The organism is Citrobacter sp. Cpo012 (assembly GCF_030333015.1).
Classification (GTDB): Bacteria; Pseudomonadota; Gammaproteobacteria; order Enterobacterales; family Enterobacteriaceae; genus Citrobacter; species Citrobacter portucalensis.
Genome location: NZ_JAOWGR010000044.1, coordinates 1 through 13289, shown reverse-complemented (window position 1 = coordinate 13289; position 13289 = coordinate 1). Strand labels below are relative to the sequence as shown.

General features: G+C 48.0%; 14 protein-coding genes. 9 read left to right on the top strand and 5 right to left on the bottom strand.

The window, feature by feature from the left end:
- Positions 1 to 37: 37 nt before the first annotated feature.
- Genes csgG through csgD form a run of 4 tightly spaced genes read right to left on the bottom strand, consistent with a single transcriptional unit; the run spans position 38 to position 2389 of the window.
- On the bottom strand, positions 38 to 871 hold the full coding sequence (gene csgG / locus OGX90_RS23695) for a curli production assembly/transport protein CsgG (RefSeq protein WP_003036082.1): 834 nt from the start codon (positions 869 to 871) through the stop codon (positions 38 to 40).
- 25 nt (positions 872 to 896) lie between these two features.
- On the bottom strand, positions 897 to 1310 hold the full coding sequence (gene csgF / locus OGX90_RS23690) for a curli production assembly/transport protein CsgF (protein WP_003832089.1): 414 nt from the start codon (positions 1308 to 1310) through the stop codon (positions 897 to 899).
- A 25-nt stretch (positions 1311 to 1335) separates the two neighbouring features.
- Positions 1336 to 1734: a curli production assembly/transport protein CsgE gene (gene csgE / locus OGX90_RS23685; protein WP_008784336.1), complete on the bottom strand. Its 399-nt coding sequence runs from the start codon at positions 1732 to 1734 to the stop codon at positions 1336 to 1338.
- A 4-nt stretch (positions 1735 to 1738) separates the two neighbouring features.
- Positions 1739 to 2389, bottom strand: a complete 651-nt coding sequence (csgD, locus tag OGX90_RS23680) for a biofilm master transcriptional regulator CsgD (protein WP_003832092.1) — start codon at positions 2387 to 2389, stop codon at positions 1739 to 1741.
- Positions 2390 to 3149: 760 nt separating this feature from the next.
- Here csgD and csgB point away from each other — a divergent pair.
- From csgB to OGX90_RS23650, 6 genes are all read left to right on the top strand, one after another.
- A complete protein-coding gene (gene csgB, locus OGX90_RS23675; RefSeq protein WP_032941802.1) occupies positions 3150 to 3605 on the top strand; it encodes a curli minor subunit CsgB in 456 nt (151 codons plus the stop codon).
- Between the two features lie 40 nt (positions 3606 to 3645).
- Positions 3646 to 4095 carry a curli major subunit CsgA gene (csgA, locus tag OGX90_RS23670; protein WP_008784338.1) on the top strand — a complete coding sequence of 150 codons (450 nt, stop codon included), beginning with the start codon at positions 3646 to 3648 and terminating at the stop codon, positions 4093 to 4095.
- Between the two features lie 60 nt (positions 4096 to 4155).
- Positions 4156 to 4488 (top strand): curli assembly chaperone CsgC, encoded by a 333-nt coding sequence (gene csgC / locus OGX90_RS23665; RefSeq protein WP_020996502.1) that lies wholly within the window; start codon positions 4156 to 4158, stop codon positions 4486 to 4488.
- Between the two features lie 150 nt (positions 4489 to 4638).
- Positions 4639 to 4959, top strand: a complete 321-nt coding sequence (locus OGX90_RS23660; protein ID WP_008784340.1) for a YmdA family protein — start codon at positions 4639 to 4641, stop codon at positions 4957 to 4959.
- A 100-nt stretch (positions 4960 to 5059) separates the two neighbouring features.
- The gene (gene ymdB / locus OGX90_RS23655) at positions 5060 to 5602 is read left to right on the top strand and encodes an O-acetyl-ADP-ribose deacetylase (RefSeq protein WP_003832103.1); all 543 of its coding nucleotides are present in this window, start codon (positions 5060 to 5062) and stop codon (positions 5600 to 5602) included.
- Positions 5535 to 7025 carry a phospholipase D family protein gene (locus OGX90_RS23650; protein WP_197964484.1) on the top strand — a complete coding sequence of 497 codons (1491 nt, stop codon included), beginning with the start codon at positions 5535 to 5537 and terminating at the stop codon, positions 7023 to 7025. The genes ymdB and OGX90_RS23650 overlap by 68 nt, the downstream gene beginning before the upstream one ends.
- 19 nt (positions 7026 to 7044) lie before the next feature.
- Here OGX90_RS23650 and mdoC read toward each other — a convergent pair whose 3' ends face one another.
- Positions 7045 to 8205, bottom strand: a complete 1161-nt coding sequence (gene mdoC / locus OGX90_RS23645) for a glucans biosynthesis protein MdoC (RefSeq protein ID WP_008784343.1) — start codon at positions 8203 to 8205, stop codon at positions 7045 to 7047.
- Positions 8206 to 8476: 271 nt separating this feature from the next.
- Here mdoC and mdoG point away from each other — a divergent pair, with 271 nt between their 5' ends.
- The 3 genes from mdoG to tnpA all read left to right on the top strand — a co-directional run bounded on the left by mdoG (position 8477) and on the right by tnpA (position 13180).
- Positions 8477 to 10012 carry a glucans biosynthesis protein MdoG gene (gene mdoG, locus OGX90_RS23640; protein ID WP_095533147.1) on the top strand — a complete coding sequence of 512 codons (1536 nt, stop codon included), beginning with the start codon at positions 8477 to 8479 and terminating at the stop codon, positions 10010 to 10012.
- Entirely contained in the window at positions 10005 to 12533 is a 2529-nt protein-coding gene (mdoH, locus tag OGX90_RS23635) for a glucans biosynthesis glucosyltransferase MdoH (RefSeq protein ID WP_048235662.1), read from the top strand. The genes mdoG and mdoH overlap by 8 nt, the downstream gene beginning before the upstream one ends.
- Before the next feature lie 188 nt (positions 12534 to 12721).
- On the top strand, positions 12722 to 13180 hold the full coding sequence (tnpA, locus tag OGX90_RS23630) for an IS200/IS605 family transposase (RefSeq protein WP_057069660.1): 459 nt from the start codon (positions 12722 to 12724) through the stop codon (positions 13178 to 13180).
- Positions 13181 to 13289 lie beyond the last annotated feature (109 nt).

Genomic DNA, 13289 nt, shown 5'->3' with positions numbered 1-13289 from the left:
AGGGTTTTCCTCACGCTTTTTATGCTGTATAGACCCATCAGGATTCTGGCGGTACCGACATATGACGGTATTTAACCAGAATGTCATTATCAACTTGTTTCTTATCCTGCAAATCCCACAATCCGCGATCGATGCCGTCATTAATCAGGAAGATGACGCCCGTTTCAATCGCTGACATCAGACAAAGCATAACCGGTTCGTTAGAGGTGTAGCCAATTTCACCTTCCAACAGACGCTGGTAGTCAATAAAGCGGAACACCCCAGCCTGTACTTCATAAGACAGAATGGTTTTACTGGTATTCACTGACGACAGGATCTCACCGGTGCTGACGTTAACTACGCGCAGGTTTACCGCTATCTGGTCGAGCTGGTATTGCGTATCGGCGCCAATACCAAAATAACGTGCACCGACACCACCCGATTTAACGTTGCTTTCATAACCGATAATTGACCCTTCCACCATGACGTTTGCCGCGGTCAGGGACTGTAGCGGGATCCGGTTATTAATCGCAACCGTACCGTTTTCCTGAGCTGCACGAATGATTTTGCGTTCGTTAAGCAAGTTCTGTAACCCCTGACGTTCCAGTGGGACGAACCAACGAGAATCTTTCAATGCGGTGACAAGCATAGCCGTGGCGCTTTGCGGGACGGCGGTTGAGAAGTTACTTGCCGGGTAAGGTTTAAATTGGCCAGTCTCATCCTGAATGTTGTATACCGACACAAAGATCTTACCTGTAGGCATAGGCAGATGCGTCAAGTCTTTATAGCTTTGGGCTCGGGGCATTAATGTCGGCTTAGCGGCTTCTTGAGGCGGAGCTGTTAAACATCCGCTGAGTAAAATTACTGCCACCATGATAAGTAAACGCTGCATGATTATTTCCTTTCGTGGCTATAACTTAGAAGTCGGTCGACTGTGTTTGTAAACCCGACACTTCAATAGTCGAAGTTTTCCCCGATTTCCTGTCGGTGACATTCAATTGCAGTTGTCCGTCCCGGTTGGCGATATCAATGATAAAATCATTGGTCACCATTCTTCCTGGTTTACCGGTATTAATGTTGGTGAGTAGGCCACCGAGAATTTGTGACTGAATCGCCTGAGTAAAGTTATCCAGAGCTGACGGGGTTTCAATACCGTAATCGTCATAGCTTGGATCTTTATATGAGTTCTGGGCCTGGGCGCTGTTCAACAGAAAAGCACCATTATTCGGGTTGCCACCAAAGTTTGGGTTGCGAAACTGGAACGTCATGTTTCCGGCCCAACTTAATGGTGAAATTAGCATGAGCAAAACCACTGCATGTTTAACACGCATGAAAGCCTCCGGACAAAATCATGTTTTAGAATTCATCACGCGCTAAATCGCTTGTGCTTAATAGTGTTTGATCTATTTGCCGGCGATTTAATGCTTCCTCAGTTTGTGCCAATGCGAAGACTACAATTTTGTCGAAGTCTTTTTTCGTCGGAAATAAAAAAGTCTGGAAGATAACGTCCTGATTGACCGTTATGGTGATCCAACTTCCCCAACGCGCACTGGGTCTTTCATTAATGGTTAAGTTTCCTGTGTACTCGCTTTCCCACTTATCACTAAAGGCCCGATAAAAATCATGCCCGATTGAAGAGACAGTGTGGTCAGTTAACAGCCCGGGAACCTCCACCTCTACGGTTGTCGCTGCGTGCAGACTCCCGGCAGCAAAGAATAAATTTGCTGCCACAATCCAGGTCAAATACCGTTTCATGGCTTTATCGCCTGAGGTTATCATTGGCCCATGAGACCGCCTGCGTACGGTTTTTGACAGCTATCTTTTTGAAAAGATTATAAAGATGTGTTTTTACCGTATTTTCACTGATAAACAGTGAGCGAGCGATTTCAATATTTGAGGCGCCGATACGCAATTTATTAAGGATCTCTTTTTCACGGTGCGTCAGCAGTGCCGACTCCGTGCTGTTATAACGATAATTTCCAGAGTGCGTGATCAGATAACTGGCAAGTTTTTGCGTGAAGTAACATTCACCGCGCAAGATACCCTGCAAGCCGCTTACGACACGCTGCTCGTCTTCAGTTGCGTAAAAAACACCATTGATATGCGGCCAGTTTTCGATATCCCGATAAGGGTAATCATCAGGAGTATTCAACAATAACGTCTTTATATTGTTGTTTTTTCTACTCAAATTATCTTGCCAGTAATGGATCAGTTTTTTATCTGCCTCCATCATATCCAGTAAAACAATGCAGCTGGAGGATATATCATCCAGAGAACGTTGAATATTATGTAGTTTTCCGGTGAGTGCCAGTGATTGTTTTAAATGCTGTAATAATGCAGTTGCCTGCAAAGAAGGTTTTGTGATCAACAATAATGTATGACCATGAATACTATGGACTTCATTAAACATGATGAAACTCCACTTTTTAGTCGCACACCTGACAGCTGTCTCTACTAAAATAGAGGCACCAGAAGTACTGACAGATGTTGCACTGCTGTGTAGATATAAAATATCGACCCAAAGGGGTGAAAATATTAAAACAAATGGACTTCAACTGATTTCAATCTAGCTATTACAAATCTTAAAGCAAGTGTTAAACATGTAACAACTTGTAAAATTATATATTAAAATGTGATTTTATGGTTTTATTGGAGTTTAGATTTGATAGGAAAGTTGTACATTTTACCTTTGCTGCATAGATTTAAAAAATCATACAAATTATACTAACGCATTGATTTTAAATTAGTTAATTAATGGTTGTTGAGTTTTAGATTTCTAATGAATTCTAAAATCCTTGTCTCAATTTACGTTGGTCAATTTTAGATGGAAAAAAATGACCTTTGTCACGACTTGTACCGATGTCTATCTCGACGTTGTACTGAGAGGCCCTGATATCGTGCAAAATGCATTTTCTCAGTGACTGCATAGAAATTCATTACTGATAGCAAAATAAAAATAAAAGCCAGACCTGAAGCGGTGTTATTCACTGTTAATTAGTACTTTGGTGTGAATCCGGATATAAAAATACCACTCGCGGGTGAGTTATTTAAAATGTTTCCACGGACATACTCTTCATCGTAACGTGGCGTTAACAAATGTAAGTCATGTTAACAACAATTTGAGTGGTAATTAATTTAACTTCATGTACGACCAGGTCCAGGGTGACAACATGAAAAACAAGTTGTTATTTATGATGTTTACAATACTGGGAGTGCCTGGGATTGCATCCGCAACCAGTTATGATTTAGCTAATTCAGAATATAACTTTGCGGTAAATGAATTAAGTAAGTCTTCATTTAATCAGGCAGCCATTATTGGTCAGGTTGGTACTGCTAATAGTGCAAATACTCGCCAGGAGGGCACCAAGTTATTGTCGGTCATTTCGCAAGAAGGTTCAGGTAACCGGGCGAAAACAGACCAGACGGGATCAAATAACTTTGCATATATTGATCAAACGGGTAGCTCTAATGATGCGAGTATTAAACAAAGCTCTTACGGTAATACGGCGATGATTATCCAGAAAGGCTCTGGTAATAAAGCCAATATTACCCAGTACGGTACACAAAAAACAGCAGTTGTGGTGCAGAGACAGTCGCAAATGGCAATTCGCGTTACTCAACGCTAATCCATAAACGACGTTTAAATCAATCCGATGGGGGTTTACCATGAAACTTTTAAAAGTGGCAGCATTCGCAGCAATCGTAGTTTCTGGCAGTGCTCTGGCAGGTGTTGTTCCGCAATGGGGCGGTAATCATCATGGTGGCGGTAGCAACTATGGCCCAGACTCTTCAATGAGTATTTACCAATTTGGCTCTAGTAACGTTGCGAATGCGCTGCAAAGTGATGCACGTAAATCAGACGTGACTATCACACAACACGGACATGGTAACGGTGCGACCGTCGGCCAAGGTGCTGATGACAGTACCATTAGCCTGAAACAGACCGGCTTCCAGAACAGTGCTGATATCAATCAGTGGAATGCAAAAAATGCTGATATCAGCGTAACTCAGTTCGGTGGTCGTAACGGTGCTGTGGTTAATCAGACAGCGTCTGACTCCAATGTGCTGATTCAGCAGGTTGGTTATGGCAACAATGCTACAGCTAACCAGCACTAATTCAGTTTTCTGACTGATAATAAACAGGGCGAAAGCCCTGTTTTTTTTCGGGAGAATATTATGCACACGCTATTACTCATTGCCGCGTTGGCAAATCAAATAACATTCAATACAACTCAGCAAGGTGACATGTACACCATTATTCCTCAGGTGACATTAGCTCAACCGTGCGTATGTGAAGTGCAAGTCCTTGCCGTACGTAAAGGAAAGGGCGGACAAAGTCAGTCACAGCAGAAAACAAGCCTTTCGGTCCCTGCTAATCGGCCAATTGAATTAACAAAAATGAGCTTTAATATTTCACCGGAGGATTCGGTCAAAATTATCGTTACCGTTTCTGACGGGCAGTCTCTGCATCTGTCGCAACAATGGCCTGACTCAAACAGTCACCCATAATTTTTTGCCGGATTTGCATTAAGGGTGTGGCTGGGAGTGCAGTGCTGTTCTATGAATATAGAAACGAACAAACGTTTTATATGATCGTAACTCGCAGCGGTGAAGGATCATTGCGATCCCTCAAGGATGATTAATCATTGAGGAACCCTTATGTGTACATTATTAAAGCGTATTTTAAATACCGGTTTGTGGGGTTTTTCTCTTTTAACCCTCCCCGCAATGGCGACGCAAATCTCACCCGGCGGGGTTATTCATTTTCGTGGTGCAATAGTTGAAGCACCTTGCGACGTTAACACTCGACAACAACAGATTGAATTGTCATGTATGCGTGATGGCACGATGAGTAATAGTCTCTACGACCTGCAACAGGTCACGACAGCGCCTCAGAGTGTGCAACAAATTGCCACGGTGAAAATGCATTACCTCAATGAACAGAAAAGCATGGCTATTCTGAATATTGAATATAAATGAATCATTCTGGCGTAGGTATGCACGCTTATGGCTAAAAAGTGAGATTTCAAGGAAAACCCTGCTGTACACTTAACGGAGAGTGTTTTGTCAGGGGGAACTTATGCAATCGCGTGTTCATGTGTTACAGGGCGACATTACGACGATCGCGGTAGATGTGATCGTCAATGCGGCCAACTCCTCGTTACTGGGAGGAGGTGGAGTCGATGGCGCGATTCATCGTGCTGCCGGGCCTGCGTTGTTGGAGGCCTGCAAACAGGTTATACAACAACAGGGAGAATGCCCGACCGGGCATGCCGTTATCACGCTGGCTGGCGCGCTTCCGGCAAAAGCAGTTATTCACACCGTCGGACCCGTCTGGCAAGGCGGTGATCACCACGAGGCTGAACGACTTGAAGAGGCCTATCTAAATACATTGCAACTGGCCTTAGCCAATGGTTATCAATCCATTGCTTTTCCTGCTATAAGCACCGGAGCTTATGGTTACCCACGTGCTGCAGCGGCAGAGATCGCGGTGAAAACGGTGTTGAAATTTATCACCCGACGTACGCTACCCGATCAAATATACTTCGTGTGCTTTGATGAAGAAAACGCTCGACTCTACAAGAGATTACTTACCCAACAAGGCGATGAACGCACGGACTGATATGACGCGACTTGAGCGTGCCATTACGCCGCTATGCGTAAACCACCCGGGAGAATGCGGCATTCTGACGTTGGATGACAGCCTGGATGCGTTTGCTGCTCGCTATCGGTTGACGGAAATGGCGGAACGTACCCTGGATGTTCAGTATTACATCTGGGAAAGCGACATGTCCGGGCTATTGTTATTTTCCGTTTTGCTGGCCGCAGCGAAGCGGGGTGTCCGGGTGCGTTTGTTGCTGGATGATAACAACACACCAGGTCTGGATGACACGCTGCGTTTGCTGGACAATCACCCTAATATTGAAGTTCGCCTGTTTAATCCCTTCTCCTTTCGCATCCTGCGTGCCCTGGGCTATTTAACCGATTTTGCGCGGTTGAATCGACGTATGCACAACAAAAGTTATACCGCTGATGGCGTCGTAACTCTTGTGGGGGGGCGAAATATAGGCGATGCCTATTTTGGCGCAGGCGAACAACCACTGTTTTCCGATCTGGACGTTATGGCTATTGGACCGGTTGTCAAGGATGTTGCAGACGACTTTGAGCGTTACTGGCACTGCCGCTCGGTTTCAACATTGCAAAACGTACTTGAGGTGGCTGAACCAGCTTCTACGCAAAAAATCGAACTTCCTGAATCCTGGTATAATGATGACATCACGCGTCGCTATCTACATAAGCTGGAAACCAGCCAGTTTATGACCCATCTCGATCAGAGGTCGCTGCCGCTAATTTGGGCGAAAACGCGCTTGCTGAGTGATGATCCTGCAAAAGGAGAGGGGAAAGCGCCGCGCCACTCACTATTACCGCAGCGTTTGTTTGACGTGATGGGATCTCCGACCGAGCGTATTGATATTATTTCCGCCTACTTTGTACCAACTCGCGCCGGTGTGGCGCAGCTCCTGAGACTGGTGAGAAAAGGCGTTAAGATCGCAATTTTAACTAATTCTCTGGCGGCGAATGATGTCGCAGTCGTTCACGCGGGCTATGCGCGTTGGCGAAAAAAACTCCTGCGCTACGGCGTGGAGTTATACGAGCTCAAACCAACCCGCGATAGCGTTTCAGCAGTACACGACCGGGGATTAACCGGTAATTCAGGCTCCAGCCTGCATGCGAAAACCTTCAGTATTGACGGTCGTAAAGTGTTTATCGGTTCGCTTAATTTTGATCCCCGTTCAACGCTGCTCAATACGGAAATGGGGTTTGTGATTGAGAGTGACGTACTGGCTGAGTTGATTCATAAACGTTTTATGCAAAGTCAGCGTGATATGGCCTGGCAACTACGTCTTGACCGTTGGGGCAGAATCAACTGGGTTGATCGGCTTTCTGGCAGCGAACAGGTACTGAAAAAAGAACCCGCTACAGGATTCTGGAAGCGGGTTCTGGTGAGGCTTGCATCTGTGCTGCCCATTGAATGGTTGCTCTGAACCATTCAATGCAAGAAAACTAACCGGCAACCGCCTTGTTTTTATCCTGCTTAATGGGCGGTTTACCCGAAAAGAGAAACTTCAGCACCGGGATCCGTAAATGGATTTCGTACAGTATGACCGCAATTCCAACCACAAAAAGCAGACCGCAGAGAAAACCCAGCAGGTTCGACTTGATGTGCGGTGTGATATACGCGCCAAAAAACAGCGTTAGCGGGTGGTGCACCAAATAGATGAACAGCGACGCGTTGACAAAATAGGTCACGCGAGCCGACTGGAAATTCAGTAAACGGTGGCCAAGCGAGAAGACAACGTTCACCATCCATAGCCCCATGACCATGGTAATGACATATTCGGTTTCATACATCCAGGCATCGCCGTTGCCGTAACGCTGATTGAGCAGGTATGCGACAAATGCGAATGCGGCGCCTAACGTGCAGCCGCGCGATGGCGTGGTAAACAGTGCTTTCAGATTCGGATTGATAAACGCCAGCGCACCGAGCATAAAGAAAGGCACATAGAACAACGTTTGCATAACGATAAAATTAAACATGCCATCGCTGAGAATAGAAGGGTAGAGGATGAAAATCGTTCTTCTGACGGCGGCATAGCCGACACCCAACAATATAAAAATCAGCGTTAATTTGGTCATCGACACCCCCGATGCAGAGGTACCGTCTCCACGCGATAGTCTGTTTTTCATCTGGGTAAATACCCACATGCTCAGGGTCGTTAACACCACCAGAACCAGCAAAAACCACAGATGGGAAATCAGTTCCCAGGCCAGCGCATTGTATTTGTCGTAGCCGCTGAGGGTATGCCAGCTGTCTGCTTTTCCCTTCACGTATTGCAGCATGATAAATTGCGGCAGCGTAAGCAGCGGAATCGCGGTCAGCATAGGGATCCCCACGCGTTCTACACGCACCTTCCACCAGCGTTTTAACGGATAGCGCAAAAAAAGCATGTAGGAAAAATAACCTGAAATGACAAAGAAGACCTGCATGCGAAATGCATGGATAAAGTCGTTAAAAAGGGTTAACCACCAAGACGGTTCTGCGCTGTTCACGTGCCAGGTGTGGGTGGAGTAGATCAATGAAATATGGAATGGGATCCCTAACAACATTAGCCAGGCACGGATGGAGTCAAGAAAATATTCACGTGGTGGTGATACAGAGCTCATAGACAGTTACGTATTCTCAGACTTTTCGTCTTATCCCTAAGACGAATAATGGTTACATTCGAGGGCAACCCTACACGAAGTCCAACAACCTGTCTCCAGGATAAGCACGCAAAGTGAAAACAGGCAGATGAACCTGCTTAAACCATGAGCCAGCGCGCGAACAATACAGGGATTCAGTTGTCGGAGTACCCGATTATCCATTAAAATGGATCGGATCAATATAAGCACACAAAGGGGGAAGTGCTTACTAATTATGAAACATAAACTACAAATGATGAAAATGCGTTGGTTGGGTGCAGCAGTCATGTTAACGCTGTACACATCATCGAGCTGGGCGTTCAGTATTGATGATGTTGCAAAACAAGCTCAATCCTTAGCCGGGAAAGGCTATGAGGCGCCAAAAAGTAACTTGCCCTCCGTTTTCCGCGACATGAAATATGCGGATTATCAACAGATCCAGTTCAATCGCGATAAAGCGTACTGGAGCAATCTCAAGACCCCATTTAAGCTCGAGTTCTACCACCAGGGTATGTACTTCGACACGCCGGTCAAAATCAACGAAGTTACCGCCACGGCGGTGAAAAGAATCAAATACAGCCCGGATTATTTTAATTTTGGCGATGTTCAGCATGATAAAGACACGGTAAAAGATCTCGGCTTCGCCGGGTTCAAAGTGCTGTATCCGATCAACAGCAAAGATAAAAACGATGAAATCGTCAGCATGCTCGGTGCCAGCTATTTTCGCGTTCTGGGTGCAGGTCAGGTCTACGGCCTGTCAGCGCGTGGTCTCGCGATTGATACCGCTCTGCCTTCTGGTGAAGAATTTCCCCGCTTCCGTGAGTTTTGGATCGAGCGTCCGAAACCGACTGATAAACGTTTAACCATTTATGCTTTGTTGGATTCTCCGCGTGCAACCGGAGCGTATCGTTTTGTCATTATTCCAGGCCGTGACACGGTCGTGGATGTTCAGTCCAAAGTTTACCTGCGCGACAAAGTGGGCAAACTGGGTGTGGCACCGTTAACCAGTATGTTCCTGTTTGGACCGAACCAGCCGTCTCCGGCGACAAACTATCGTCCGGAACTGCATGATTCTAACGGTTTGTCTATCCACGCGGGCAATGGGGAGTGGATTTGGCGTCCGCTGAATAACCCGAAACATCTTGCGGTGAGCAGCTTCGCAATGGAAAACCCGCAAGGATTCGGACTGTTGCAGCGTGGCCGTCAGTTCTCGCGTTTTGAAGATATCGACGATCGTTACGATCTGCGCCCAAGCGCCTGGATCACGCCAAAAGGTGAATGGGGTAAAGGTAAGATTGAGTTAGTTGAAATCCCAACTAACGATGAAACGAACGATAACATCGTTGCGTACTGGACGCCGGATCAACTGCCTGAAGCGGGCAAAGAGATGAACTTCAAGTACACTTTGACGTTCACGCGTGATGAGGACAAGCTTCATGCGCCGGAAAGCGCCTGGGTACAGCAGACTCGTCGTTCTACCGGTGATGTAAAACAGTCCAACCTGATTCGTCAGCCTGACGGTACCATCGCGTTTGTGGTGGACTTTACCGGCACAGATATGAAAAAGCTGCCGCAGGATACCCCGGTTACCGCACAAACCAGTATTGGCGACAACGGTGAAATCGTTGAAAGCACTGTGCGCTATAACCCGGTATCTAAGGGTTGGCGTTTGATGCTGCGCGTGAAAGTGAAAGACGTGAAGAAAACCACTGAAATGCGTGCTGCCTTGGTCAATGCCGATCAGACGCTGAGTGAAACCTGGAGCTACCAGTTACCTGCCAATGAATAAGACAACTGAGTATATTGACGCAATGCCGCTTTCGGATATCGAGAAAGCGGCACTGCCGAAAACTGACATCCGCGCCGTTCATCAGGCGTTGGATGCCGAGCATCGTACTTACTCGCGCGAAGATGATTCACCGCAGGGTTCTGTGAAAGCTCGCCTTGAGCAAGCATGGCCGGATTCTTTGGCTAAAGAGCAGTTGGTTAAGGACGATGAGGGCCGCGATCAGCTGCAGGCGATGCCAAAAGCAACGCGTACCTCTATGTTCCCCGATCCCTGGCGTACCAACCCGGTTGGTCGTTTTTGGGATCGCTTGCGTGGGCGCGATGTGACGCCGCGTTATCTTTCGCGTTTGACGAAAGAAGAACAAGAAAGCGAGCAAAAATGGCGTACCGTAGGCACCATCCGCCGCTATACGCTATTGATTCTAACGCTGGCGCAAACGGTCGTAGCAACCTGGTATATGAAGACGATCCTCCCGTATCAGGGGTGGGCATTTATTAATCCGGTAGACATGATGGGACAGAACTTGTGGGTCTCCTTTATGCAACTGCTGCCCTACATGCTGCAAACCGGAATTCTCATTTTGTTTGCCGTGCTTTTCTGTTGGGTGTCTGCGGGATTCTGGACCGCGCTGATGGGCTTCCTGCAACTGTTGATTGGACGAGATAAGTACAGTATCTCGGCCTCAACGGTTGGGGATGAACCGCTGAATCCTGAACACCGTACCGCGCTGATTATGCCTATCTGTAACGAGGACGTTGACCGCGTATTTGCGGGACTTCGCGCCACGTGGGAATCGGTCAAAGCAACTGGCAACGCCGAACATTTCGATGTTTATATCCTGAGCGACAGCTACAACCCTGATATCTGCGTGGCAGAACAAAAAGCGTGGATGGAGCTGATTGCTGAGGTGCAGGGCGAAGGGCAGATTTTCTACCGCCGTCGCCGTCGTCGTGTGAAGCGTAAAAGCGGCAACATTGATGACTTTTGTCGTCGCTGGGGAAATCAGTACAGCTACATGGTGGTGCTGGACGCTGACTCAGTGATGAGCGGTGACTGTCTGAGCGGTCTGGTGCGTCTGATGGAAGCGAATCCGAATGCCGGGATTATCCAGTCTTCACCGAAGGCTTCCGGTATGGATACGCTGTATGCGCGCTGCCAGCAGTTTGCGACCCGTGTTTATGGACCGCTGTTTACCGCCGGGCTTCACTTCTGGCAGTTAGGGGAATCACACTACTGGGGCCACAACGCAATTATCCGCGTGAAGCCATTTATCGAGCACTGTGCGCTCGCGCCGTTACCGGGCGAAGGCTCGTTTGCGGGATCGATCCTCTCCCATGACTTCGTGGAAGCGGCATTGATGCGTCGTGCTGGCTGGGGCGTGTGGATTGCCTACGATCTGCCGGGCTCTTATGAAGAGCTGCCGCCGAACCTGCTGGATGAACTCAAGCGTGACCGCCGCTGGTGCCACGGCAACCTGATGAACTTCCGTTTGTTCCTGGTTAAAGGGATGCACCCGGTTCACCGTGCGGTGTTCCTGACCGGTGTAATGTCCTATCTGTCTGCGCCGCTTTGGTTTATGTTCCTCGCGCTCTCTACCGCATTGCAGGTGGTGCATGCGTTGACGGAGCCGCAATACTTCCTGCAACCGCGTCAGCTGTTCCCGGTATGGCCGCAATGGCGACCTGAACTGGCGATCGCGCTGTTTGCTTCAACGATGGTGCTGCTGTTCCTGCCGAAGCTGCTGAGTATTTTGCTCATCTGGTGTAAAGGGACGAAAGAGTACGGCGGGTTTATCCGCGTTACGCTGTCGCTGCTGCTGGAGGTTCTGTTCTCCGTGCTGCTGGCGCCGGTGCGTATGCTGTTCCACACCGTCTTCGTTGTAAGCGCCTTCCTCGGTTGGGAAGTTGTGTGGAATTCACCGCAGCGTGATGACGATTCGACCCCGTGGGGTGAAGCGTTTATGCGTCACGGTTCTCAGTTACTGCTGGGGCTGGTGTGGGCGGTGGGTATGGCCTGGCTGGATCTGCGTTTCCTGTTCTGGCTGGCACCGATTGTCTTCTCGCTGATCCTGTCACCGTTTGTTTCCGTGATTTCCAGCCGTTCCACGGTGGGGTTACGTACCAAGCGCTGGAAGCTGTTCCTGATCCCGGAAGAGTATTCTCCGCCGCAGGTGCTGGTGGATACCGATACCTATCTGGTGATGAACCGTAAACGTACGCTGGACGATGGCTTTATGCATGCGGTGTTTAATCCGTCGTTTAACGCACTGGCCACGGCCATGGCGACTGCACGCCACCGCGCCAGCAACGTGCTGGAGATTGCACGCGATCGTCATGTGGAACAGGCACTGAACGAAACGCCGGAGAAACTGAATCGCGATCGCCGCCTGGTGTTGTTGAGCGATCCGGTGACCATGGCGCGTTTACATTACCGTGTCTGGAATTCACCTGATAAGTATTCTTCGTGGGTGAACTACTATCAGGGACTGACACTGAACCCGCTGGCGCTCAGGAAAAAATAAGCGTTCTGTAACGTGAAAATACCGGCCTGGTGCCGGTATTTTTTTGTGCACAGAAAACCCCCAGCTAGGCTGGGGGTTCCGGAAAGCTTTCAGCTTTGGGCCAGTTATTAAAACCCCTTTTGATTTGTTAAAACACCTTGCGGTCTGGCAACTGCAAGGGTTAAACAAGAAATCAAAAGGGGGTCCCAATGGGGGACGAAAAGAGCTTAGCGCACACCCGATGGAACTGTAAATATCACATAGTTTTTGCGCCCAAATACCGAAGACAAGCATTCTACGGGGAGAAACGTAGGGCGATAGGCAGCATCTTAAGAAAGCTGTGTGAGTGGAAAAACGTGCGGATCCTGGAAGCGGAATGCTGTGCAGATCATATCCATATGCTTGTGGAAATCCCGCCCAAAATGAGCGTATCCGGTTTTATGGGTTATCTGAAAGGTAAAAGCAGTCTGATGTTGTATGAGCAGTTTGGTGATATGAAGTTTAAATACAGGAACAGGGAGTTCTGGTGTCGTGGGTATTACGTAGATACGGTGGGTAAGAACACGGCAAGGATACAGGAATACATAAAGCACCAGCTTGCAGAGGATAAAATGGGCGAGCAGTTATCGATCCCTTATCCGGGTAGCCCGTTTACGGGCCGTAAGTAACGAAGTCTGATGCAAATGTCAGATCGTATGCGCCTGTTAGGGCGCGGCTGGTAACAGAGCCTTATAGGCGCATCAGAAAAACCTCCGGCTATGCCGGAGGATATTTATT